This is a genomic window from Romboutsia lituseburensis DSM 797 (assembly GCF_900103615.1).
GTDB classification, from domain to species: domain Bacteria; phylum Bacillota; class Clostridia; order Peptostreptococcales; family Peptostreptococcaceae; genus Romboutsia_F; species Romboutsia_F lituseburensis.
This window is the reverse complement of sequence record NZ_FNGW01000013.1, coordinates 40,122-65,566: the sequence shown is the minus strand read 5'-3', so window position 1 is coordinate 65,566 and position 25,445 is coordinate 40,122. Positions and strand designations below refer to the sequence as shown.

General features: G+C 28.6%; 22 protein-coding genes. All 22 read right to left on the bottom strand.

All coding sequences use genetic code 11. From position 1 onward, the window contains the following. Positions 1-4: 4 nt before the first annotated feature. The 22 genes from BLP75_RS16610 to mfd all read right to left on the bottom strand — a co-directional run bounded on the left by BLP75_RS16610 (position 5) and on the right by mfd (position 25,430). On the bottom strand, positions 5-685 hold the full coding sequence (locus tag BLP75_RS16610) for a ZIP family metal transporter (protein ID WP_092727663.1): 681 nt from the start codon (positions 683-685) through the stop codon (positions 5-7). Positions 686-891: 206 nt separating this feature from the next. Continuing rightward, the gene (prfA, locus tag BLP75_RS16605) at positions 892-1,956 is read right to left on the bottom strand and encodes a peptide chain release factor 1 (protein WP_092727662.1); all 1,065 of its coding nucleotides are present in this window, start codon (positions 1,954-1,956) and stop codon (positions 892-894) included. 43 nt (positions 1,957-1,999) lie between these two features. Beyond that, positions 2,000-2,872: a peptide chain release factor N(5)-glutamine methyltransferase gene (prmC, locus tag BLP75_RS16600; protein WP_242872453.1), complete on the bottom strand. Its 873-nt coding sequence runs from the start codon at positions 2,870-2,872 to the stop codon at positions 2,000-2,002. Continuing rightward, entirely contained in the window at positions 2,862-3,761 is a 900-nt protein-coding gene (locus BLP75_RS16595; protein ID WP_092727661.1) for a DUF1385 domain-containing protein, read from the bottom strand. Before BLP75_RS16595 ends, prmC begins: the two co-directional genes overlap by 11 nt. Before the next feature lie 99 nt (positions 3,762-3,860). Further along, entirely contained in the window at positions 3,861-4,445 is a 585-nt protein-coding gene (locus BLP75_RS16590) for a thymidine kinase (RefSeq protein ID WP_092727660.1), read from the bottom strand. Between the two features lie 166 nt (positions 4,446-4,611). After that, positions 4,612-4,812 carry a 50S ribosomal protein L31 gene (gene rpmE, locus BLP75_RS16585; RefSeq protein ID WP_092727659.1) on the bottom strand — a complete coding sequence of 67 codons (201 nt, stop codon included), beginning with the start codon at positions 4,810-4,812 and terminating at the stop codon, positions 4,612-4,614. Between the two features lie 117 nt (positions 4,813-4,929). Continuing rightward, the gene (gene rho / locus BLP75_RS16580) at positions 4,930-6,546 is read right to left on the bottom strand and encodes a transcription termination factor Rho (protein WP_092727658.1); all 1,617 of its coding nucleotides are present in this window, start codon (positions 6,544-6,546) and stop codon (positions 4,930-4,932) included. Between the two features lie 410 nt (positions 6,547-6,956). Continuing rightward, positions 6,957-7,958, bottom strand: a complete 1,002-nt coding sequence (gene glpX / locus BLP75_RS16575) for a class II fructose-bisphosphatase (protein ID WP_092727657.1) — start codon at positions 7,956-7,958, stop codon at positions 6,957-6,959. 409 nt (positions 7,959-8,367) lie between these two features. Next, positions 8,368-9,255, bottom strand: coding sequence for a UTP--glucose-1-phosphate uridylyltransferase GalU (gene galU, locus BLP75_RS16570; RefSeq protein WP_092727656.1), 888 nt, complete (start codon positions 9,253-9,255; stop codon positions 8,368-8,370). 113 nt (positions 9,256-9,368) lie between these two features. Continuing rightward, on the bottom strand, positions 9,369-11,279 hold the full coding sequence (pepF, locus tag BLP75_RS16565; protein ID WP_092727655.1) for an oligoendopeptidase F: 1,911 nt from the start codon (positions 11,277-11,279) through the stop codon (positions 9,369-9,371). Between the two features lie 477 nt (positions 11,280-11,756). After that, on the bottom strand, positions 11,757-14,126 hold the full coding sequence (gene spoIIE / locus BLP75_RS16560) for a stage II sporulation protein E (RefSeq protein ID WP_092727654.1): 2,370 nt from the start codon (positions 14,124-14,126) through the stop codon (positions 11,757-11,759). An 87-nt stretch (positions 14,127-14,213) separates the two neighbouring features. Beyond that, positions 14,214-15,134, bottom strand: a complete 921-nt coding sequence (locus tag BLP75_RS16555) for a Ppx/GppA phosphatase family protein (protein ID WP_092727653.1) — start codon at positions 15,132-15,134, stop codon at positions 14,214-14,216. 78 nt (positions 15,135-15,212) lie between these two features. Next, positions 15,213-15,494, bottom strand: coding sequence for an FtsB family cell division protein (locus tag BLP75_RS16550; protein WP_092727694.1), 282 nt, complete (start codon positions 15,492-15,494; stop codon positions 15,213-15,215). Positions 15,495-15,500: 6 nt separating this feature from the next. Beyond that, positions 15,501-15,995, bottom strand: coding sequence for a spore cortex biosynthesis protein YabQ (gene yabQ, locus BLP75_RS16545; RefSeq protein ID WP_092727652.1), 495 nt, complete (start codon positions 15,993-15,995; stop codon positions 15,501-15,503). Continuing rightward, on the bottom strand, positions 15,996-16,250 hold the full coding sequence (locus BLP75_RS16540; RefSeq protein ID WP_092727651.1) for a YabP/YqfC family sporulation protein: 255 nt from the start codon (positions 16,248-16,250) through the stop codon (positions 15,996-15,998). Between the two features lie 60 nt (positions 16,251-16,310). After that, positions 16,311-16,553, bottom strand: a complete 243-nt coding sequence (locus BLP75_RS16535; RefSeq protein WP_092727650.1) for an RNA-binding S4 domain-containing protein — start codon at positions 16,551-16,553, stop codon at positions 16,311-16,313. Positions 16,554-16,630: 77 nt separating this feature from the next. After that, entirely contained in the window at positions 16,631-16,909 is a 279-nt protein-coding gene (locus BLP75_RS16530; protein ID WP_092727649.1) for an HU family DNA-binding protein, read from the bottom strand. 65 nt (positions 16,910-16,974) lie between these two features. Beyond that, positions 16,975-18,432, bottom strand: coding sequence for a bifunctional methyltransferase/pyrophosphohydrolase YabN (gene yabN, locus BLP75_RS16525; RefSeq protein WP_092727648.1), 1,458 nt, complete (start codon positions 18,430-18,432; stop codon positions 16,975-16,977). Positions 18,433-18,548: 116 nt separating this feature from the next. Beyond that, on the bottom strand, positions 18,549-20,159 hold the full coding sequence (locus tag BLP75_RS16520) for a putative polysaccharide biosynthesis protein (protein ID WP_092727647.1): 1,611 nt from the start codon (positions 20,157-20,159) through the stop codon (positions 18,549-18,551). 122 nt (positions 20,160-20,281) lie between these two features. Then, positions 20,282-20,821, bottom strand: a complete 540-nt coding sequence (locus BLP75_RS16515; RefSeq protein WP_092727646.1) for a stage V sporulation T C-terminal domain-containing protein — start codon at positions 20,819-20,821, stop codon at positions 20,282-20,284. Positions 20,822-21,011: 190 nt separating this feature from the next. After that, positions 21,012-22,019 carry a peptidylprolyl isomerase gene (locus BLP75_RS16510; RefSeq protein WP_092727645.1) on the bottom strand — a complete coding sequence of 336 codons (1,008 nt, stop codon included), beginning with the start codon at positions 22,017-22,019 and terminating at the stop codon, positions 21,012-21,014. A gap of 24 nt (positions 22,020-22,043) precedes the next feature. Further along, the gene (gene mfd, locus BLP75_RS16505) at positions 22,044-25,430 is read right to left on the bottom strand and encodes a transcription-repair coupling factor (RefSeq protein ID WP_092727644.1); all 3,387 of its coding nucleotides are present in this window, start codon (positions 25,428-25,430) and stop codon (positions 22,044-22,046) included. Between the last annotated feature and the right edge of the window lie 15 nt (positions 25,431-25,445).

Here is a 25,445-nt window from a genome sequence, read left to right as displayed (position 1 = left end):
TAGTTTAGATACAATTTACAATAACTGTTCCTACTAAAAAACCAATAATACAATATAAACTTCTTGATTTAGGGAATATTTCTTCTAAAACAACATACATCATCGTACCAGCTGCTGTTGCTAGAAATACTCCTATTAAAGAATTAAATGTCGCACCAAAATATGCACCTAAAAAACTTCCTATCCCCATAGGTATTCCTGCAATCACCGTAAACAAAATAACTTTAGATATTTTCATTTTAGAACCTACTAAGCTTAATGCCATAGCTAACCCTTCTGGAATATTATGTATTCCTATAACTATAGCCAATGTTAATCCTAAAGCCTCTGTAGACATAAATGAAGATCCTATAGCAAGCCCTTCTGGCAAATTATGAAGTAAAATACTTATAAATATAAGATATCCCGATTTCATTTCTTTTGATACATCCATTTTAGTTTTTATGTACATCGTTAAAAGTACTCCTACAAATGTAAATATTACAGTGTACGGTACTCCCATCATGTCCATCGATTCTTTCATTAGGTCAAACACTACAACAGCAAGCATTATCCCGCCAGAAAGCCCCATAAAAAAGTCTAAATATTTATCTACATTTTTTCTGAACAAAGCTGATATAATACCTCCAGCTCCTGTTCCTATAACACCTGCTAACAATCCTATTAGTGTTATTTTTAATATCATAACTCCCCCTCCTTGAAACTATATATATAAATTATATACATAGGTCGTCCGTAAAATGCCCTCTGAAGTAATTATGAATTAATATAATTTTTACTTTCTATAAAAAATTCGCTTTTCCTAAGCCACCATGTGGACGCTACACTTCATGGCGACAATGGTTTTATACGTAAAAAATCATATGGAAAAATCCCTATATTAATAGGGATTTATATTGCTGACATTTTCTCAGTTTGATCAACAGTAATTAATGCATCTAGCATTTCATCTATATCTCCATCTAAGAATGAATCTAACTTATAAAGTGTTAAGTTTATTCTATGATCACTTACTCTACCTTGTGGGAAGTTATAAGTTCTTATTCTCTCAGATCTATCTCCTGTACCAACCTGACTTCTTCTTTCTGCTGCTATATCTTTATTTTGCTCAGCTATAGCCTTATCATTCAGTCTAGCTACTAATATTTTAAGTGCTTGTTCTTTATTTTTTAATTGCGATTTACCATCTTGGCAAGATACTACTTCTCCTGTTGGTATATGTGTTACCCTTACTGCAGAGTCAGTAGTGTTAACACTTTGTCCACCATTTCCTGAAGAACGGAACACATCTATTCTTAAATCATTTGGATTTATGTTTACTTCTACAACATCTATCTCAGGTAATACTGCAACAGTTGCTGTAGATGTATGTATTCTCCCTCCTGATTCAGTTGAAGGTATTCTTTGAACTCTGTGCACTCCTGATTCATATTTTAATCTAGAGTAAGCCCCTTTACCTTTGATTAAGAAAGATACTTCTTTGTATCCACCAACACCAGTATCACTAGCACTTAGTAATTCCATTTTCCATCTTCTTCTTTCAGCGTATCTAGAATACATTCTGAATAAATCACCTGCGAATAAAGCTGCCTCATCTCCACCAGCTCCGCCTCTGATTTCAACTATAACGTTCTTTTCATCATTAGGGTCCTTAGGTAATAGTAGTATTTTTAATTCTGCTTCTAGTGGTTCTACCATATGTTCCATTTCCGATAATTCCATCTTAGCTAATTCTCTTAATTCTTCATCAGATTCTTCTTGTAGAATTTCTTTTGAATCTTTTATGCTGTTTAATACATTTGTGTACTCTCTGTACTTCATTACGATTGGCTCTAAATCAGCATGTTCTTTCATATATTTTTGCCAAGTCTTTTGATCATTTATTATTTCCGGATCACTTATCTTTTCAGTTAAATCTCTATATTTATCCTCTAGCACTTCTAATTTTTTTAGCATACTTTTCACCTCGTTTATTGTAGCATATCAATTTTTCATTATATCATAGTTTGAATCCTATAACAACTCTATCAATTCCCTGAATATCCTTCTTTGTATATATTTTAGTATATCCATTATCACTCATTATCTTCGAAACATCTTCAGCTTGATCATGACCAACTTCATAAGCTAATATACCATTTGATTTTAAATATATTTTTGATTGTTTTGTTATTTCTCTATAAAAATCTAGTCCATCTTCTCCACCTTCAAGCGCATTGTAAGGCTCATAATCTTTTACCTGAGTATGTAATGTTTCTATATCTTTTTTAGGTATATATGGAGGATTCGAAACTATTACATCAAATTTTATTTCTTTATTTTTAATCGCACTAAATAAATCTGACTTTATAAATATTGTTTTATCTTCAACGCCATTATTTATAGCATTTTGCCTTCCAACTTCTAACGGAATATCTGATATATCAAATGATGTAACTTTTGAATTTTTTATATATTTTGCTAAACTTATTGTTATTGCACCTGACCCAGTTCCTATATCTAATATTTCAACACTATTTTTTTCATTACAAAGTTCAATAACTTCTTCTACTAAAGGTTCAGTATCTGGTCTTGGTATAAGTACTCCTTCTTTTACAAAAAAGTCTAATCCCATAAACTCTCGATTTCCTACTATATAAGCTATCGGTCTACCATTTATTCTGTCCTTTATCATTTCTAAAAATAAATCATATTGATCTTTGGTTAATTCTTTACTTAAATTTATATGTATGTAAATCCTATCTACATTTCCAAGAGCCTTTTGAAGTAAAAGCTCCACATCTAATCTTGGAGTATCACTTATTTCTATAAGTTCCTCTGAGTATTTGATAATTATATCTCTTATTGTCATATTTTCTCCTTTATTTTTCATCTATTACAGCCTTAAGGGCAGCTATTGCTACTTCTATTTGTTTATCATCCGGTTCTTTTGTAGTAAAATTTTGTAGCATCATACCAGGGTATGCGACAATTTTAGTAAGTTTGTTATTATATTTCCCAAGAAATCTTATTATTTCGTAAGAAATTCCTGCAACTATCGGTATACATATTATTCTCATGACTACCCTTAATATTGGATTCGGCCATCCGAAGAAAGAAAAAAGTATTATTGATGTAAACATTACTATAAATAAAAAATTAGTACCACATCTCGGATGTAGTCTTGTAAATTTTCTAGTATTTTCTACAGTAAGCTCTTCTCCACTTTCATAACAATGTATACTCTTGTGTTCCGCACCATGATATTGAAAAACTCTTTCAATATCTTTACTCTTAGATATAAGAACTATATATGCGAATAATATAGCTATTCTTATTATTCCCTCTACGAGATTTAATAAAAAATCATTATCTATTAACTTTGAAAATACACCTCCAACTGCTGTAGGAAGCAATATAAATAAACCTACCGATAATAAAAATGCAAATATCATAGAAATAGCTATCATTACATCATTTGCTTTATCTTTAAATATTTTACTTATAAATCTATCAAATGCATCTTCTTCTGTTTCATCTAAGAAAAATTCAGAAGAAAAATTCAAGCTCTTTATCCCCTCTATCATAGTTTCTATTAAAACAAAAGATCCTCTTACAAAAGGAATTTTATCTATATTCTTCTCATTTATCCAACTTTTTATTTTATTTTTTCTAACTACTATTTCACCATCACTTTTTCTAACTGCAACAGCTCTTTTATTTTTAGACTGCATCATAACACCTTCTATTACAGCCTGACCCCCGACAGCTTGTTTTTTCATTCATCCACCTCTTATTATTAGAATTTTATTCTTTATATTTTATTATATACAAAAATACCCTTCAAAGTAAAACTTTAAAGGGCTATTGTTAATTTGTAATTATTTTTTATCTCTATAAACAACATGGCATTTTCTACATCTAGCTTCATAGCTTTCCACAGCACCTACTTGTATTATAGGGTCATCATATCTTGCTGGTTCTCCATTTATTAATCTTTGAGATCTCGTAGCAGGTTGACCACATACTGAACATATAGCTTGTATTTTATCTACGAATTCTGCAACAGCTAATAATTTTGGTGTTGGTCCAAAAGGTTCACCTTTAAAATCCATATCTAATCCAGCAGCAATAACTCTAATACCTTTATCTGCTAAATTTATAGCTATATTTATAATTTCCTCATCAAAGAATTGTACTTCATCTATACCTACAACTTGTGTTTTTTCATCTATATAATTATATATTTCATTAGCCTTATTTATAGGTATCGCTCCTACACTATCACCACTATGCGAAACAACATCTTCTTTGCTATATCTATCATCTATTCTAGGTTTAAATACAACAATATTTTGTTTAGCTATTTCAGCTCTTTTTATTCTTCTTATAAGTTCCTCACTCTTACCACTATACATAGGACCGATTACAACTTCTATATATCCATGATTTACTGGTCTATACATAATTAGTACCCCCTACTGCTTTAATTTCTTAATTTATGTCAATTTAATTAATATCATAACTATTTAATTTATCTAAAAAGTGTATTTTTCACTATTTTTTATGCTAAATATGTAGCATTTAACAAATAAAATAGGAGTTGGCTCCCCAACTCCATATTTATAAAAATTAGTCCATTTTGAATCTCTTCTTGAACTTGTCTATTCTTCCACCAGCTTCTATATTCTTTTGCTTTCCAGTATAGAAAGGATGGCACTCAGAACATATTTCTATTTTTATCTCGTCCTTAACAGAACCAGCTTTGAATGTGTTCCCACAAGCACAACGTACTTCTACAGCTTCGTATTTTGGTTGTATATCTTTTTGCATTCTAGTCACCTCTTCTCTTGATTTTATAAATTAAATATATTAATTTTTCGTTTTGCATTATCAACTACACCATTATAACATAAGTTTTTTATGGGTTCAAGCAGTTTTTGTATTAGTTTAAAGTCCTTTTATAGATTTTATAAACTCGTCATTATTTTTTGTTCTCTTTAATAATTCGATAACTTTATCAGTCACTTCCATAACAGAATTATTGCTCATTTCTCTTCTTAATTTCCAAAGAGCAGTTTTCTCTTGATCAGTAAGTAATAAGTCTTCTCTTCTAGTACCTGATTTATATATATCAACAGCAGGGAATATTCTTTTTTCTGCTAGTTTTCTATCTAAGTTAAGTTCCATATTTCCAGTACCTTTAAACTCTTCGAAAATTACATCATCCATTCTTGATCCAGTTTCAACTAAAGCTGTTGCTAAGATAGTTAAAGAACCACCTTGTCTTATATTTCTAGCTGCACCAAAGAATTTTTTAGGTCCATGTAAAGCACCTGGATCTAAACCACCAGACAGAGTTCTTCCTGTTGGTGAAATAGTTAAGTTATACGCTCTAGCAAGTCTCGTTATACTATCTAATAGTATGACTACATCCTTACCATGTTCAACTAATCTTTGCGCTCTATTTAAAACCATCTCTGCTACTTTTACATGATGACTTGATACTTGATCAAATGTAGAGTATATTACATCTCCATCAATTGATTCTCTCATATCTGTAACTTCTTCTGGTCTTTCATCTATAAGAAGCACTATCAATTCAACATCAGGATGATTTTTTGATATACTATTTGCAACATTCTTTAGTAAACTTGTTTTACCTGCCTTTGGAGGCGCTACTATCAATCCTCTTTGACCTTTACCAATAGGAGATATTAAGTCTATCAACCTTGTAGCTATGTCATTTTGACTTCTTTCAAGTGTTAATCTTTCCTCTGGATATATTGGTGTTAACAATTCGAACGATCTTCTTTGAATTGCAGTTTCTGGATTTTCATCATTTATTTTTTGTACATATAAAAGGGCTCTAAACTTTTCACCAGTCTTTGGATGTCTAGTTATACCTTTAACCTTATCTCCAGTTTTCATATTAAACCTTCTTATTTGTGAAGGTGATACATAAACATCATCTTCTGTTGATAAGTAATTTGATCCTCTTAAAAATCCAAATCCATCCGGTAATATTTCAAGGACTCCCATAACTTCATCATCTTTTGAAGTATTGAATTCATCTACTATTTTAGACTCGTCCACTACCTTAGGGCTATAATTATTTTTATAATTATTGTTTCTTGAATTTCCATTTTCTATACTACTAGTTCTGTTTTCGTTTTTTTGGTATCTATTTTCATTATTACGTGAATATTTATTATCCGAAGTATAAGAATTATGTTCATTATTGCTATTTGGTTCTTTTTTTTCATATGGCTTCACATAAGTTCTATTTTCTTGTCTATTATCAAAGCTTCTTTGTTCTCTATTTCTATTGTTATATGAATTGTTTATCTTTTCTTCTTTAACATCTTCTTTTTTCTCTTCTCGTTCTTTTTTATTTATCTCTTGTTTTGGCGTACTTTTTTTATTTAAATTTTCAGTAATCACTTCTATCAATTCATTTTTTTTGTACTTACTTATAGACTTTATTCCTAATTCTTTAGCTATATCTTTTAATTGAGTTAGCGTTTTACCACTCAATTCATCCAATGTTATATCATCTAAACTCAAAAGAATCCTCCTCATCTCTATCTCATTATATAATTTCCATTTATTTTTTAAGGGAATTAAAGGTGTGAAAAAGAAAAGTTTTACTTTACAATTAACTCTAATAATATCATCTTAGTATATTAAGGTCAATAAATAAAAATCAAAACCAATTATACGTTAATTTTATTTCCAGTATTATATATATTGTACAATTTTTAATTTTCTTAAACACTTAGTTATATATTTTTATTTTTTTCAATATTTATTTTTTATAAGTATTGATATAACTTAATTTTAAAAGCATTATCACTACAATAACTATTCAAAATAAAAAAGATTTATGCCCAAATATTTTTACATATTCAAGGCTAAATCTTCTCTATCCTTAACAAAAATTTAACTTTTAAAATCCGCTTATTGCCCTCTATTTTTTATTCCATATTGTATTTTTTCATCAATTCAACAAGTATATCATTCTTATCTAGATTATGTATTGCATCAACAAATCTTATAGTTCCTGTTTTTGCTCTCATTACTACAGACTGTGTTTTCGCTTTATCACTACCTATTTGTATAACTCCCTTTAATAAATCTCCCTCTGTGATTCCTGTAGCAGCAAAGAATAGCTCATCTCCTTTTGCTAGATCTTCTATTTCTAATATTTTTTCAATATCTTTATCTGAGAATCCCATTTCATGGCATCTTATTCTTTCTTGTTCGCTCAGAGGATAAATTTGTGCTTGCATATCTCCGCCCATGCATTTTATTGCAGCAGCAGTTATTACACCCTCTGGTCCTCCACCAATTCCCATAAGCATATCTATGCCTGTTTCTTCAAAGCATGTTGCAATTGCTGCAGCAACATCTCCATCTCCAAACATTTTTATCCTAGCTCCCAGTTTTCTAGCTGCTTGAACTATATCATTATGTCTTTCTCTATCTTGAACAATTATAGTCATTTGAGTTGTCTTTTTACCTAAGGCTTTAGCTACATTTTTTATATTTTCTTCATGAGTTTTATTTAAATCTATGCTACCTTTGGCTTTAGGCCCAACAATTATTTTTTTCATATAAGTATCAGGTGCATTTAATAGACTACCTTTAGCCCCCATAGCTATTACCGATATTGCATTAGGAAGACCTTTTGCAATTAAAGTTGTTCCATCTAATGGATCTACAGCTATATCTACCTCCATACTATTTGGTGTTTTCATTCCTACTTTTTCACCTATATATAGCATTGGAGCTTCATCTAACTCGCCTTCACCTATAACTACTTCCCCACTTATTTTTACCGATTCAAAAGCTTTTCTCATAGCCTCAACAGCTGCTCCATCAGCTCCATTTTTATCACCTTTTCCCATAAACTTAGATGAAACTAATGCTGCTGCCTCTGTTACTCTAACAAGTTCTAATGCCAAATTTCTATCCATAAATATTCCCTCTCCTCAACGAATTATATTCTTAGTTTATAAAAAATCGATCTAATATAATTAAAAGTGTATTATAAATAATATATATGTTCATTAATAATCAACTTTTAATTATATTTACTGCTTAAAATTATACATTATATTTTTTAATTAGTAAATATATATATAATACGAGTTATTTAGTGTATCACATTTATTTTTGCAATAAAAAAAGCATGAATATTTTAATAAAAATCCATGCTCTCTTTGTTTTATTTAAAGCTTTTATTGCATCATTGATGCAAATAATCCAAATAATGTCGTCATACTTGTCGCTACAAGAACTACTACTATAGATACAGCTATAATTTTATTTTTTTTCTTTTGTTTTTCTTTTTTAGACATTCAGTTCACCCCTATATTATTTATTTTAATCTATACTTTCACACCTGTCACAAACTTGCTTTAGATAATTTAGAAAATCATCTTTAATATCATCTCTCTTAAGGGCATAATCTACTGTAGCTTCTAAGAAACCTAACTTATCACCTACATCATATCTTCTTCCTTCAAAATTATATGCATACATAGCTTCCTTTTTAGACAATAACTTTAAAGCATCAGTTAGTTGAACTTCTCCGCCTTTACCTGGAGGTAAGTTCTCTAATATATCAAATATTTCAGGCGTTATAATATATCTCCCTAATATAGCTATATTAGATGGTGCATTGCTCGATTCTGGTTTTTCTACTAAATCTTTAACTTTATAAACTCTATCTTCTATATACTTAGCTGATATTATACCATATTTATTGGTATCTTTTATATCTACTTTTTGAACTCCCAATATAGTTGTCCTATATTCATCGTAAGCATCTATAAGTTGCTTTAAACAAGGAATATTATTATCAACTATATCATCTCCAAGCATTACTGCAAAAGGTTCATCCCCTATAAAATGTCTTGCACAGTATATAGCATCTCCAAGACCTTTAGGTTCTTTTTGTCTTATATAATGTATATTTATCATATTTGATATTTTTTGAACTATTTCCAATAATTCCTTTTTTCCTTTTTGCTGTAATTCTAGTTCTAACTCTACTGATTTGTCAAAATGATCTTCTATTGATTTTTTGTTCCTACCAGTTATTATTAATATCTCTTCTATTCCAGATTCCACAGCTTCTTCTATTATATACTGTAATGTTGGCTTATCTACTATAGGTAACATTTCTTTTGGCTGAGCTTTAGTGGCTGGTAAAAATCTCGTACCAAGACCAGCCGCTGGTATCACAGCTTTTTTCACTTTACTTTGCATAATAATTCCTCCATATCTATACTAAAGTTTAAATTTATAATTTTAATATGTAAAAAAGTCCTATTAAAAATAGGACTTTTAATATAACTTTAAATTAAGTATTTAAATGTTATTTATTTTGATAAAGTTTTCTCTAATTCTTTTACCAAAGAATCAAATTTTTTTATAGTATCTTCTATAGGTTTAGTAGTAGTTAAATCTACACCTGCTTCTTTAAGTAACTTAGTTGGATAATCTGAACTTCCTTGTTTAAGGAAATTTATATATGCATCTGATCCATTTGATAATATATACTGTGCAAAGCTTACACCTGCGCTACATCCAGTCGCATATTTGTAAACATAAAAACTATTATAAAAATGCGGTATTCTTGACCATCCAACCTTAGCTAATTGGTCAAGTTCATAGTCTTTCCCATAATATTTTTTCAAAAGCTGACCCCATACATCATCTAATACTAATGAGTTTACACTTTCTCCTTTTTCAACCATTTCATGTATAGTTTTTTCAAACTCCGCATACATAGTTTGTAGGTACAATGTGTTTTTAATTAAATCTAAGTATTGAGTTATATAGTATGCTTTTTCTTTAGGGTTAGAAGCATTTTTTATAAGTACCTCATACAGTAAAGCTTCATTTGTTGTTGAAGCTACTTCATGTGTAAATATTGAAGGATTCGAATTAAAATAATTTTGATTCTTTGAACTCATATACTCATATGCAGCATGACCCAATTCATGCGCCAATGTGGATACTGAGTTTAAAGTATTATTATAATTTGTTAGTATATATGGATGATTATCATAAACTGATAAACAATATGCTCCACTTACTTTATTTTCATTAGAATAAACATCTACCCATCTTTCATTAAAAGCCTTATAAAGTATATCTCCATATTCTTTTCCAAGTGGAGATAATGCAGAATATATTATTCCTTGAGCTTTTTCATAAGTAATATCATTATCTACAGGTGATACAAGTGGTACAAACATATCATAATAATATAACTTATCTAAATTCAAAACTTGTTTTCTTAAGCTAACATATTTATGAAGGCTAGATGTATTTTTACTAACAGTTTCTATCAATTTATCATAAACCTTCTCATTTATATCATCTGATTGAAGGTACATTTCTAAAGATGATTTATATCCTCTTTGATTTGAGTAAAAAGCATTCTTTTTAACCTGACCTACTAACAGCCCTCCCAACGTATTTATGTTATCATTGTAAGCTATAAATTCTCCTTGATATGCAGATTTTCTTTCCTGTCTATTTGGTGATTCTAAGGCACTAGCATACTCAGATGGATTTAAATTTGTTTTTTTATCCATATTTCTAAACAATTCATATACTTGACCCGGCAAAGATGCTATTGGAGATACATGTTCTAATAAATCTTCTGATTTATCATCTAAATAATATTTTTTAGACCTTCTAATATTGTCTAGATACATACCATATTTTCTATTAATTTTATTGTTTGATATAATTTCTTTGTATTCTTTATTTGATAACTTTAAAACTTCAAGTTCTAAATCTGAACAAATAGATACATAATCTCTATAAACTTTATCTAATGTATCGTTCATATTTAAATACTTATACGAGTTTTTATTTATATCTTGTTTTAACTTAACATATGCACAAAGTTTATTCATTCTTATATCTAGATTTTCTTTGATATCTAATGCAAATACTAAATGAGTTTTTGACTTAGTAACTTTACCAATATAATTTTTTAACTCTTTACTATCCTTATTAAAGTCTTTTAATTCCTTATTCCATTCTTCATCACTTTTATATAAAGTATTTATATTCCATGATGTTTGTACATACCTTTTTTTAGGTTTTTCTTTAGTTTCTTCAGAAGGCTGATTTTTTTCTTCATTGTTTTTACTTTCTATAATTGCTTTATTTGTTTCTAAAATACTTTGACTGTATACCTTATCATTATCAGCTAAGCTAAAAATTATAGATATACTCAAACATATAACTATTTTACCTAATTTTTTCCCCATAAGAAGCCATCCTTTCAATAAAGTCTACTTATAATTAGGATGGCTTTTTTACACCATATTATTCAACTATTACCATAGTATTTTATTTAAAAAAATCAATTTATCCACATAGTTATCAACATATTCACAGGTAAATTTCCGACAAATATTTAGTTTTTTCAGTATTCATACGGGTTTTTATTTTTATTTTTTTTTAAAACTTTAACACCTTATTAACATAAATTAATAACTTATCAACAATTTTTATAACTTTATCAACTATTTTTATAGATATTCCTACTTTAATAATGTATTTATAAAGATTAACCGTTTTTAAATTATATTGTTTAAATTTGTCGAACTTTGGAATTTCAATGTTTTAAGCGTTTGTATATTTATTATAAAAGTTATCCACATATTATTAACATTTTATGTTGATATTGTTGATATATTGATTTTGTTCTATTTTATGGTATTTGTATAATCTTCTAAACTAATTTAAGCTGAGCACACTTTGCTAACTAATACCGTCATATCATCTTCAACAGATCCATTTTGTATTTCTAATGCTCTGTCTAGTATTAAGTTGGCTATTTCCTTAGGGTTTGTAGTTTCAATTGATTTTAGGAAATATATTAACCAGTTATCTCCCATATTGTTATTTTTACCTGCATCTAGTATCCCATCAGATACCATAATTATATAATCACCTTTGTTTATCTTAACAGTTTTTCTGTCTAATTTTATATCAGATAATATTCCTACTGGTAAAGATGAAGAAGATATTAAATCTACGTCATCAACATCTCTTTTTATATATGTTGAGCATGCTCCCATTTTTATTGTTTCTAACATTCCTTTTTTAAGATCAATGATACCCAAGTCTAGAGTTGAAAACATTTCATCTGATGATTTTAATAGTAACATGTTATTGATAGTGTTTATAATTATTTCATCATCTATTTTTGCATCCATCATCTTCTCTAGTATATCTATGGTAATTGATGATTCTTCATAGGCCTTTGTACCTTTCCCCATACCATCACTAATTGCAACCATATACTTACTATCATTAATATCCATATGTGTATAATTATCTCCACAAAGTATATGTCCATCTTTTGACATAGACGCTACATCTGTTATTACTTTAAAGTTTTGACTTTTACTAAGAGTTACTTTACATTTTCCCCCTAATGATTTGCATCCTGTCTTTTGAGCAGATATATCCTCTCCCATAAAATCAGATAATACCTTTAAAATTTTATCTTCACACATACATCCACTACTACAAGTTTTCTTTTCTATCTTAATTTCAAAGTCATCATTGTCTTTAGTGATATAATTAACTTTATCTACTGTTATGTTGTTTCTTTCTAAATAATCTTGGATTTCATTCTCCTTTTCTAGGTCTAAAATTACATTAGTTTCTAAATCTTGTGATAGGTCTTCAATTGCTTTTGACATGCTTCTTATTTGATTTGCAATCAATCTTCTACTCTCTGAAAATCTAAGGTTCCAATTATAATCTAGAGCAAATAGTTTATAATAATAATTAGATGCCTTTACAACTGACTCTGGTTTTATACATTCTTTTATAAATTCTTCTGATATATGATTGCAAGTTATCTCTCCATTTTCTTCTAACTTTTCTAATATCTCATTCATTAATGTATATGTATGATTAAACTTTAAATCCCAACATCTTCGCCTCATACTACAGTCTTTACATTGGTCATTATGTATCATATCTATGATACTTGCTATATCTCTTTGATCTACTACTTTTTCTCTTTCTCTTATTTGGTCAAATGTGTCTGCTAAGCTATTATAAGCTTTATTCATATTCATAAGCCTACTATTTGCCATATTCTTACTTCTATTTATATAATCATAAACAACTTCATTTGTTGTAATATTAGTTTTTATTATTCTTTCTATTCTACTAAAAAATTTTTCGGGTAAAACTATAACTATTAACGAGGCTATTAGTATATCCCTTAATTGATTTAAACTTGATCCAACTCCAGAATTATATGCATATAACATCATCCAGCTTAATATATATCCTAATATACAGAAATATTTATTAATTTTATTAAATGCTCCACTTATTAAACCTGCAAACGAAAAAATTCCCATATATATGCCTGATGTTATATTATTTATAATAAATGCAATTCCTACTATAACCCCAGATGTCGCTCCCATAGACGCACCACCTAAAATTGATGCTATTAAGATTAGCATGGTTGATAATACAATTCTTATTGAAACACCCATTATTGATAATTCGCCTATACCCATAATACTAAACGTAACTAGTAAACTTATAGATATTGCTTCTTCAACATTGACAGCAATTTTATTATTCGTGTTAACTATCATTCCTATACCATATGAAAATATATATACTCCTATAAACATAATTGAGCTTTCCATAATTGCAACTACTATATCATATAAGTATTTATTAGATAGTAAAGCTTGTCCAATAGAAATAGGTAATAATACAAATGCACCTATAAGTGCAATCTTCCATACCGAATTTATTTGTTTTATGGTTTTATTGATGACCATAAATATAATTAAGCATAGTGAATACTTTAAAATATAAGACATACTATTTGTTGATAGTAATATACCTAATAAAGTAGATATAAAAACTGGTATTTTGTATCGCTCCACTTTAGATACATATAAAAAGAATGCTATTCCTAATGGAGCTATAGATCCTATTAGCATAGATCTACTCAATAAAAATCCCATCACCATAAACATCATTGTATTGAAATCAATATATCTACTTATTTTTATATAGTTTAAATTTAAACTTCTACTTTTTATACTAACTGCACTTTTCTCCATAAAAATCCCCCTCTTTTGTTTATAAAGAAATTGTAACAAAGAGGAGGTATTTTTTTTGTCATATTCGGTTTCCAGATTAGCAAAATATTAAGACATTTTTTTTGATTTTTGACACATTAAGCCTTCCAAATTATCGTATTCACTTACTATTATTTCATCTAATTCTAGTTTTTCCATTATTATATTCAAAATTGCTACACCAGCCGTTATAATATCCGCTCGTTTCGGCTGTAGCCCTTTTAATGTTTTTTTATCACTTAATGTCATCTTTTTTAAATTTTGTAGAATTTTTTCTATTTCTTTTTTGCATACTTTGCTGTTATGTATTTTTTCCATTGAGTAAATCGCTAATTCTTGATTCATTGCAGATAAAGAAGTTATTGTTCCTCCAATACCCACTAAGTTTTTTATACCCTTTTCTTTAATATATTCAAGAGTTTTATCTATCTCATGTTCTATAAACATATACATATCATTAAATTCTAAATCATCTATAGGATCAATTTTTAAAAACTTTTCTGTCATTCTTAAAGCTCCAACATTTTCACTCTTAGCAAATTTTATTCCTTCTCTATCGCCTATAATAAACTCTGTAGAACCTCCACCTATATCAATAACTAAAATATCATTATTTCCTTCCAAGCCTTCTAGTACACCTTTAAATCCAAGATTTGATTCCTCTTCTCCACTTATTATATCTATACTAATACCAGTCTCTCTTTTAGCTAACTGTACAAATTCATCTCCATTTTTACTATCTCTAAGAGCTGATGTTCCCATACCATAAACATATTCACATTTTTCATCGCTACATAACTTCGCAAACTCTTTTAGAGCATCTATATTGCGATTTATAGCCTCCTTACTTATATATCCTTCTTTATCTACCCCTTGACCTATTCTAGTTGTATTAACAAATTTTTTTCTATTTTCTATTTTACCATTTTTATATTCTCCAATAAGTAATCTCATCGAATTGGTTCCTATGTCAATTGTTCCTATCTTCATAAACTCACTCCTATTTTTATATTATATATTAATTATATATTATAATTATCTGTATGCAAAAGAAGGTAACTTTTTAAGTTACCTTCTTTTTATATCTACATATATTATTTCTCCTGGCTTAACCATGTTTAAGCGACTTCGTGCTGATGCTTCTAAGTCATGAGAAATTTTTTCTTTTTCCAATTTTGCTATCTCTGCCTTAGTATCCTCTATTTGCTTATTTATGCTTGCTATCTCTTTTTTATATTCCTTAACCTTTGTTACTTGAAATAAAACACCTGTAGCTAAACTGCATACCACAAATACCAAAAATATTCCTAAAACAGTAGCTTGACTAGAAAATTTTTTTCTTATGTTCATCCCCATCTACACCCTTTTTTTTATTTTTAATTTACCGTTAGATTTTCTCTTCATAAATCTACCAGTTGCTAATATCATATTCGGTATATAAAATATGATATCAAATAAAAAGTGTATTGAGTAGGCTATAATGTAATACAAATTTTCTGAAATACTGACTATGTACTGTAGTGTTTTTTTGATTAAATTTGTTATTAAATAAATAATTTTATTTATTATTGCTAAAACAAATTTACTTATGGTGTTGTAATATAAGATAAAACCAATAAATAAAGCCACAAAATGATAATATCTTAACTCAAAAGATTCAACAGCATTAACTGTTATAAAAATTACAAGAGTAGTAGTAATCCAAAATACAGCATCTAAAACTATTGAACAATATTGCATTATTTTAAAATTATTCTTAGATGCTCTATAAAAATCAAACAATACCCCTATAATTATTCCACCATATATAGTTGCAAAAAAGTACGCAAAGTCTTCTGTAAATGGCATCATTTACTTAAATACCTTCTTAAAGAAACTTTCTTGTGGCTTTCTTTCTTTAGAGTAAACGATAGAATTAATAGTACCATCTATACTTATGATATTTTCATCTAGGCTCAATTTACTCATATCTAAGCCTTCACCTTCTATTACCATTTCTCCTACGCAAGTTCTTACTTCTACTTTCTTATCACTAAAAGAATAGATATGCTCTACTCCAGAAACAACTAGACTAGATCTATCTTTCAAAGTTACGTTATGTTCCATAGTATCCCCCCAGTAAATTTTCATTTATACTACTATAAATATACTGAGGAACTTGCAATTTTATTCTATTATCTCATACATTTCTTTAGCATCATTTTTTAGTACATGCTCTTTTATTTCAACTACTTTACATTTTAGTACTTTTTCCCCAAATGTTATTTCTAATATATCTCCAATATTAACTTCTGAAGAAGACTTAGCCATCTTCCCATTTATAGTTACTATCCCTTTATCGCAAGCCTCTTTAGCTACGGTTCTTCTTTTTATTATTCTTGATACTTTTAAAAATTTATCTAATCTCATTTGATATTCCTCCTAAAAACTAATCTTTATATAGAAAAAGTGTGGTATATAATCCCACACTTTTGTCATTTGTATAATTATCCGTTTATTATATCTTTAAGACCTTTTCCAGCTTTGAATACTGGAGCTTTAGAAGCTGGTATTTCTATAACTTCTTCTGGATTTCTTGGGTTTCTACCTTGTCTAGCAGCTCTTTCTCTAGTTTCGAAAGTTCCAAATCCAACTAATTGAACTTTTTCTCCTTCAACTAATGCTTCCTCTACTGATTTCATGAAAGCGTTTAAAGCAGCTTCTGCTTCCTTCTTTGTTAATTCACTTTTTTCTGCCATTCTTGATACTAATTCAGCTTTGTTCACGATACTTACCTCCTAAAAATGTTTATAAAATAGAATTTTATTTCTTTTAAATTCTAGTTTTTTACTTAATTGATTTTATTGGATTTTGCTTTATTCCATAACTCGTCCTGTTCTTCAAGTGTCATATCCTCAAGTTTTTTATTTGACTTCATAGCACTTTGCTCCATAAATTCAAATCTATTTATGAATTTTTGACTAGTACAGTTTAAAGCTTCTTCTGGATCAATTTTTAAGAATCTAGCTAAATTTACTATAGAAAACAATAAATCTCCTAGTTCTTCCTTTATGTATTTTATATTTCCTGCTTCACATTCGTCAAGTAATTCTTTGTATTCTTCTTCAATTTTTTTTATTACATCCTCTATTTTATCCCAGTCAAATCCAATAAGTGAAGCCTTATGTTGAATTTTTTCAGCCTTTATTAAGGCTGGTAAATGAGCTGGTATTCTCTTGAGTCCTTCTGTAATATTGGTTTCACCTTTTTCTTCTTGCTTTAGCTCTTCCCATGTTCTTTCAAATGTTTCCATGTCTATATCTTCATTGTTAAAAACATGAGGATGTCGATGTATAAGTTTTGTACATATTCCATTTACAACTTCTTTTAAATCAAAGAAACCTTCTTCTTGACCTATTTGACAGTGGAATATGACCTGTAAAAGGATATCTCCAAGCTCTTCTATCATTTCATCTATATCATCATTATCTATAGCCTGACAAAGCTCATATGATTCCTCTATTAAATATTTTTTAAGTGATTCATGGGTTTGCTTTTTATCCCAATCACATCCAGATGGACTTCTTAATGTACTCATTATTTTTTCTAGCTCATGTACAGTATTATACATTCTTTTAGAACTTTTTGGTATATATAAACTGCTTAAATAGTCAAATTTATTTTCTATCCTGTCAAGTTCATGCAGTAAAACATATTTCTTACTCTCTAAATTTTTAACACCTGCACCATTTACTATACATACTTCTTGATCATAATCATAATATTCCATTAACTTTAACTTTATATTAGATGCAATAAAAGAATCATAAATTTGTGTTATTATCATGCTAGTATTGGTATCTATGTATGCATTTTCTATTTCAAAAGCATCTACTAATTTAAATCCATCTGCAGGATCAATAGCTAAATAGTTAAACATGGCATCTACAAAGCTCATAGAGGCTATTGTTTCAACTTCTATGCCCTTTTCTTTAGCCATTGATTCTATTATACTCACAGTTCTTTCTGCAACCCTTGGGTGCCCTGGAACTGCATATACTAAATCACCCTCTTTAGATAAGTCTATAACGAATTCAGAAATTTTTCCATATACATCTTCAAAATTTTCTTCTTTATCATAAAAATAATCTAAGGAAGTGTATTTTATAGTTTCTTTAAGCTTGTCCACAGTAGGATGTTTTTCTGTTCTTAAAAATATTCTTGAACTTGATTGTAGCGCTTCTAATGCACCTTGACTAATAAGAGAATAGTCTCCAGGCCCAAGTCCTACAATTTTTATCTTACCCATAATGTCACTCCTCTTAGTTTTTTTCAAATTTGGTAAATTTTATACATATTTTAATACAAATAAAGGAAATTTAATCATTTATAAGTATTTCCCTTATTTGTATATATATTCTTATATTACCTCATCAGGTTAAATTTTTTAAGTATTTTATAAATTTTATCACCTTTTGGAATTGTTAAAAGTTCTTCTTTACTTATTCCGCCTATTAATATAATTACTATACCATATATAGCTGCTCCTATGCCAATCGAAACTACTGTAGATAATTTACTGCCTATTATGTTTGTTAAGAATCCATAACTTAATTTAACAACTACAAACATAGTTAAAACAGTTATTAAAGGTCTTAATATAAAATCTTTTATTGAAAATTTAATATTCATAGATTTTTTTATGTAATGTAATTCAATTAATACCGCGATAAAGTATGCTGAAATAGTACCTAATGCAGATCCGAAAACATTTATTGTAGGTACTGATGTTAATGTATAACTTATTATTATTTTAAACAACATTCCTGCACCTAACGCTACTACGGGAACCATTGGTTTTCCCATGCCTTGTAATATCCCATTCATCGTTTGCATTAGACCTAAAAATATTACACAGGGAGTAAGAACTAGTAATAAATTACCAACCATTTCAGGCTGTTTTGGATATAAAAGTTGCATTATAGGTATTGCCAAAGCTGCTATCCCAAATGCCGCTGGTAAAACCATTAATAGAGTTACCTTTGTAGCACTTTGTGTATCCTTTCTAGCTTTTACTTTATTTCCTATAGCATAAGATTCCGATATTGATGGTACTAAACTCATACTCATAGCTATTGTTATGACTGATGGTAAATTTATTATAGCCATTGCAAATCCAGTTAATTGTCCAAACATAGCATTTGCTTCTTTTAAGCTATAACCAGCTGCTACAAGCCTTTTTATAACAATTACATTATCTACCATATTTACTAATGGCATAACAGATGCACCTATTGTTATAGGTATAGCTACCACAAGTATTTTCTTTAAAATTCTACCTACTGATTCATCTCTAAAATGCTGACTTGACTTTATCTCTAATTTTCGTTTTTTACCTTCTCTTAGATACGCTAATATCAAATATGTAATTGATGCTATTGCACCTACAGTTGCTCCTGTTATAGCCCCTGCTGCCCCTAGTTTAGGCCCTCTAGCCTCCATTAGATAATATGCTAACCATAAACCTAACGCAACTCTAAAGAACTGTTCTGCAATTTGAGAAATAGCTATCTTAGTCATTTCTTTTCTACCTTGGAAATATCCTCTATAAGAAGACATTATTGGTACAAATAAAAGAGCTGGTGAAATCGCAATCATTGCATAATATGCACCTGGGTTTCCCATTATATTATTTACTATATAATTTGCTCCAAAGAAAAATATACAAAATGCAATAAGCCCCGTCATAAAAAGTACCGTGTATGAAACTTTAAATATTTTCTGAGCACCTTTATAATCACCTATTGCTGATTTCTCTGAAACTAGTTTTGCTAATGCAGTCGGAAAACCTGCTGTTGCTAATGTTAAAAATAATGTATAGACAGGATATGCCGCTTGATAATACCCCATACCATCTTCCCCTATCATATTGCCTAGAGGAATTCTAAAAAAGCCTCCTATTATTTTAACAATTATCCCCGCTAGTCCAAGTATAAAAGCGCCTCTTAAGAAAGAGTCTTTATTCTTGTTCCCCATAACATAACCTCCATTTTTTATATAACAAGCTTTAATATATCATATATTCAATAGTGTATTCAATATATTACTATAACTTTAAAAGACCCTAAAAAATTTAGGGTCTTTTAAAAATAAATTAATTATTGAACTTGTTTTCCTAAGAAATTAGCTGCAATTTTTAGAATCTTTTCTTCTGTCTCAGATATTCCATCTGATTCCTTAGATACTAATACTATAGATCCTATACAGTCTCCTGAAGAGCTAACTATAGGCATTATTATTTGTTTTGCATATTCCATAGGGTCATCTTTATGTAAAGGTAAAATTTTATTATCTTTAGCATATTTAACTTCCCTATTTTCTATTAATTGCTCAAGTTCATCACTTATGCTTTTTTCTTTATAGTCTTTCTTAGGTAATTTAGAAACAGCTATTATGGAATCTAAATCAGTTACAACTATTCCATATCCTAAAGTTTCTCCTAAAGTTTCTGTATATTCTTGTGAGAATTCATTTAATTCTCCAATAGGTGAATATTTTTTAAGAATTACTTCACCGTCTTTAGCAGTGAATATTTCTAAAGGATCTCCTTCTCTAATTCTTAAAGTTTTTCTTATTTCCTTTGGAATAACAACTCTTCCTAAATCATCTATTCTTCTAACTATTCCTGTCGCTCTCATATATAATTTATCCCTCCATTAGTAACTTTAGGCTTATTTTTACCAATGTTAAGAAAAATATACAAAAAAAGCTATGTATTATTACATAGCTTTTCAAATATTGTAAATTAATATATGATAGACTTCAATAATCTTACAATTTACCCATATGTAAGTTACTTTTTACTATTTTATATTATTAATTTTTTATTTAAAATTTAATTTTTTTAATTACATTCTCATTTTTTTCTACTTTAGCTTCTTTTGCAAGAGTTTCTATTTTCTTGTTAAATTTTTCTGTTAATAAAGTAGTTTTTATAGAATCTTTTACATCTTTAAGTGGCGTTTGTTCATTTACTTTATCAGTTACTTTTATTATATGGTATCCAAATTGAGATTCAACTATATCTGATATTTCACCTACTTTTAAAGAAAATGCTGTTTTTTCAAACTCTGGCACCATTTTTCCTTTTCCAAAATAACCTAAATCTCCACCTTGACTTCCTGATCCTGGATCATCAGAATTTTCTTTTGCTAAAGCTGCAAATTCATCTCCTGCTTTTGCTTTTTTAAGTAAATCTTCTGCTTTTTTCTTAGCTGCTTTTTTCTTTTCTTCTGATAAAGGCTTACCATCTTTATCTGTAGTTGATATTAATATATGTGATGCTTTTACTTCATCCTTGTAGTACTCTTTTTTATGATCATTATAGTATTTTTCTATCTCTTCATCTGAAATTTTAGTTGTCTTATCAAAATTCTCTTTGTATTTTTTTATAGTTAAATCTTGTTCTTGTTGTTGTTTTAAGTATTCATCACTTATACCTAATTTTTGTAAATTCTTTTTATATTCTTCATCTTTATCTATGCTTTTCTTTAGTTCTTTGAAAGCTTTATCAACCTCTTCTTTTGAAGGTGCTATTTTTTGCTTTTTAGCATCTTCACATACTACTTCTACATTTACCATTTGTTTAAGCATATCATTTTTAAATGTATCTTTATATTTTACCCCTTTTTCTATTTCAGTTTCCCATACTGATGCTCCATACATACCCTCTACTGATTGTTTATATAAAGCTAGCGTTTTTTCATAGTCTCCTGCTGTTATTTCTTTTCCATTTACTGTAGCTACTATACCATTAGTTTTTGCCCCACTTGAACAAGCAGTCATTGTTACACACATTACTAAAGATACTGCTACTGACATTAGTTTCTTTAACATCTAAACACCCTCTCTTATTTTAAATTATTTTACACTACACATTTTTTCTAGAAGTTCTTCTAATTCTACTACTATATTATACCCTATTTTTTCCTTTGTTTTATACCTTGTCGTAGGAACCAGTAATATTTCATCTTTTACTTGTCTTATTTTTTCGATTTTAAGTTTTTTACATAAAGTCTTAATATAAGCTATTCTAAGTAAACATTGAACTGATTTTGGTATATCTGAGAATCTATCAACTAACTCTTCTTGTATTTCATCCATATCTTCCTTAGATTCTATAGATGCAATTTTTTTATACATTTCTATTTTAATTAATTCATCGCTTATATAACTATCTGGAATATATGCATTTACACCTAAATCTATTTCTACATCTAATTCTTCATGAACAAATTCACCTTTAACTTTCTTAATAGCCTCATTTAACATTTTTACATATAAATCGTAACCTATTATAGCCATATGTCCATGTTGTTGAGAACCAAGTATATTACCTGCCCCTCTTATTTCTAAATCTCTCATAGCTATTTTAAATCCTGATCCAAATTCAGTAAATTCTCTTATAGCTTTTAATCTTTTCTCAGCTATTTCACTAAGAACTTTGTCTTTTTCATACATTAAGTATGCATAACCTTGTCTAGAACTCCTTCCAACTCTACCCCTTAACTGATAAAGTTGCGCAAGCCCCATCTTATCTGCATCGTATATAATCATAGTGTTGGCATTAGATATATCCATACCTGTTTCTACTATTGTTGTACAAACTAAAACATCAAATTCTTTATTTAAAAATCCTAAAATTATATTTTCAAGAGCTTTAGATGTCATTCTACCATGTGCTACTGCAACTCTTGCATCTGGTACTAGTCTTTGTATCATACTTGCCATTTCTTCAATATGTTCAACCCTATTATAAATAAAGAATACCTGTCCACCTCTACCAAGTTCTCTTTCTATCTCATCTTGTATTACACTTTCCTTAGCTTCTGTAACATAAGTTATTACAGGATGTCTTTCTTGAGGTGGTTCTTCTATAACACTCATGTCTCTTATTCCACTTAAAGACATATGTAGTGTTCTCGGAATAGGTGTTGCTGATAAAGTCAAAACATCTACTGTAGACTTAATTTTCTTTAATGCTTCTTTATGTCTAACTCCAAATCTCTGCTCTTCATCTATAACTACCAATCCTAAATTAGGTAAATTTATATCTTTAGATACTATTCTATGAGTACCAATTAATACATCTACTAATCCTTTTTTAGCATCTTCTATAATTTGCTTTTGTTGTTTAGGCGTTTTAAATCTACTTAACACCTCAACTCTTATAGGATAGTTCTCAAATCTTTCTTTAAACGTATTGTAATGTTGTTGAGCTAGTATTGTTGTTGGAACCAATACTGCAACTTGTTTTTGGTCCATACAAGCCTTAAAAACACCTCTTATAGCTACTTCCGTTTTACCATATCCAACATCTCCACAGACAAGTCTGTCCATTACCTTATTAGACTCCATATCTTTCTTCGTATCTTCTATAGCTTTTAGCTGATCATCTGTTTCTTGGTGTGGGAATAGTGACTCAAACTCTGATTGCCAAGTAGTATCTTTACTAAACTTATAACCTTTAACTTTTTCACGCTTAGCATAAAGTTCTATTAAATCTTTTGTCATATCTTCTATTTCTTTTTTAACTTTAGCTTTAGCTTTTGTCCATTCATTTGTTCCAAGTTTGTTTAGCTTTACTTTATCTTCTTCAACACCTATATATTTTTGAACTTTATCCATTTGATCAATAGGTACATATAGGTTATCTCCACCTTGGTAAACTATTTTCATGTAATCTTTCTTTATAGCATTTACAGTGATTTGCTCAATTCCAGTATATCTACCTACACCACTATTTTCATGAACAACATAATCCCCTACATTTAAATCTAAGAAAGAGTCTATTTTTTTACCTTTTTTAGATTTTTTAGACTTAGAGCTAGATCCTCTTTTATGAACCCCTATCATTTCATTATCTGTTATAACAGCAAATTTAATTGATTTATACTCAAAACCACTGCTTATACGCGCTGGTATAACTATTATTTGAGATGATTTTATTTCCATATCTCTACTTTTAGATATAGTTGTTTCTAAACCTAAATCTAATAATTCAGAATTTATCTTTTTAGCTCTTTCCAATGTGTTTGTAGCTAAAATAATTTTATATCCATTGTATTTTAATCTATTTAGCTCTTCTACTAAAACATCTACTTTAGCATTAAAAGTAGGTATTTCTCTAGCTTCAAAATTTATAACTGAATTTATATTAAAATCATTTATTTGTTTTGGAATTAATGTATTTAAGACTAACTTTTTATCATTTATAATAAACTCTAGATCGCTATAATGATACAACAAATTACCTTGGCTCTTTAATGCTAAACCTCTTTCAAGATTTAACTTATAATTATCCTTAAACTCATTTATATAGTTTTCACATCTTTCTTTTACTCTGCTTATGTCATTTACAAATATGATAGCGTTGTCTTTAAGGTATGTGAATAAACTTTTATTTTCATATGTATAAACATAATCAATATAGTTCTCAACGCCTTCAAAATATGTTTTATTTGCTATATTATCAATATTTCTAAAAACATCTTCATTAGTATATTTAGTTGTATCTTTTTTTATTCTTTCTACGGCTTGCTCAATTTTTTCAGGATATATAAACTCTCTTGAGGGAGTTATTGAGAATTTTTTTATTTTTTCTATAGATTTTTGCGTAAAAACATCAAAAGTTCGTATAGAATCTATTTCATCATCAAATAATTCCATACGAATCGGATTTGTGTATTCTAGTGAAAATATATCTATAATTCCCCCTCTAATACTAAACTGACCGAAACCTTCTATTTTGGAAACCCTTTCATAGCCAAGTGAAACTAATTTTTCACTTAAATCATCAAGGTTAACTGTATCCCCTATCTTATATGTAAATATATTTTCTAATAAGATATCCTTAGGGATATATTTTTTTAATATAGCTTCTACAGACGTTATTAAAATCATTTCTTCGCCTTTAGCTAGCTTTAATAAAACTTTTAATTTCTTAGCTTCTTCATTTCTATCCTTTGCATCTAAGCTATAAAAGTAGATATCTTGGTAACCTAAATACTCTACTTTATCTTTCATATAAAAACTTAAATCATCATATACCTTTTTTGCTTCTAAATCACTACTTGCTACTATGACAGTTTGTCTAGATAAGTCTTTAAATATAGAATAGGCTATATGTGGTTTTTGCACTGGTAAAAGGCCATTAACTAGTAATGAGCCCTTATTATTTTTTATGCAATTTATAACATCTTTATATTCTTTTGAATTCTGCAAAGGGTAAACAAAAACATCATTCATATAAAATTCCCCTCT

Excerpts from the sequence above, each read along its gene's own strand:
- prfA (WP_092727662.1), bottom strand. The coding sequence starts at position 1,956 with ATGCTAAAAAAATTAGAAGTGCTAGAGGATAAATATAGAGATTTAACT.
- pepF (WP_092727655.1), bottom strand. The coding sequence starts at position 11,279 with ATGGGGAAAAAATTAGGTAAAATAGTTATATGTTTGAGTATATCTATA.
- yabN (WP_092727648.1), bottom strand. The coding sequence starts at position 18,432 with ATGGGTAAGATAAAAATTGTAGGACTTGGGCCTGGAGACTATTCTCTT.
- BLP75_RS16590 (WP_092727660.1), bottom strand. The coding sequence starts at position 4,445 with ATGTATAGACCAGTAAATCATGGATATATAGAAGTTGTAATCGGTCCT.
- BLP75_RS16550 (WP_092727694.1), bottom strand. The coding sequence starts at position 15,494 with ATGAACATAAGAAAAAAATTTTCTAGTCAAGCTACTGTTTTAGGAATA.
- BLP75_RS16540 (WP_092727651.1), bottom strand. The coding sequence starts at position 16,250 with ATGGAACATAACGTAACTTTGAAAGATAGATCTAGTCTAGTTGTTTCT.
- galU (WP_092727656.1), bottom strand. The coding sequence starts at position 9,255 with ATGCAAAGTAAAGTGAAAAAAGCTGTGATACCAGCGGCTGGTCTTGGT.
- BLP75_RS16555 (WP_092727653.1), bottom strand. The coding sequence starts at position 15,134 with ATGAAGATAGGAACAATTGACATAGGAACCAATTCGATGAGATTACTT.
- BLP75_RS16610 (WP_092727663.1), bottom strand. The coding sequence starts at position 685 with ATGATATTAAAAATAACACTAATAGGATTGTTAGCAGGTGTTATAGGA.
- BLP75_RS16510 (WP_092727645.1), bottom strand. The coding sequence starts at position 22,019 with ATGTTAAAGAAACTAATGTCAGTAGCAGTATCTTTAGTAATGTGTGTA.
- mfd (WP_092727644.1), bottom strand. The coding sequence starts at position 25,430 with ATGAATGATGTTTTTGTTTACCCTTTGCAGAATTCAAAAGAATATAAA.
- BLP75_RS16535 (WP_092727650.1), bottom strand. The coding sequence starts at position 16,553 with ATGAGATTAGATAAATTTTTAAAAGTATCAAGAATAATAAAAAGAAGA.
- BLP75_RS16520 (WP_092727647.1), bottom strand. The coding sequence starts at position 20,159 with ATGGGGAACAAGAATAAAGACTCTTTCTTAAGAGGCGCTTTTATACTT.
- spoIIE (WP_092727654.1), bottom strand. The coding sequence starts at position 14,126 with ATGGAGAAAAGTGCAGTTAGTATAAAAAGTAGAAGTTTAAATTTAAAC.
- rpmE (WP_092727659.1), bottom strand. The coding sequence starts at position 4,812 with ATGCAAAAAGATATACAACCAAAATACGAAGCTGTAGAAGTACGTTGT.
- BLP75_RS16595 (WP_092727661.1), bottom strand. The coding sequence starts at position 3,761 with ATGAAAAAACAAGCTGTCGGGGGTCAGGCTGTAATAGAAGGTGTTATG.
- prmC (WP_242872453.1), bottom strand. The coding sequence starts at position 2,872 with ATGAAAAATAAAGGAGAAAATATGACAATAAGAGATATAATTATCAAA.
- yabQ (WP_092727652.1), bottom strand. The coding sequence starts at position 15,995 with ATGATGCCATTTACAGAAGACTTTGCGTACTTTTTTGCAACTATATAT.
- BLP75_RS16515 (WP_092727646.1), bottom strand. The coding sequence starts at position 20,821 with ATGAGAGCGACAGGAATAGTTAGAAGAATAGATGATTTAGGAAGAGTT.
- glpX (WP_092727657.1), bottom strand. The coding sequence starts at position 7,958 with ATGGATAGAAATTTGGCATTAGAACTTGTTAGAGTAACAGAGGCAGCA.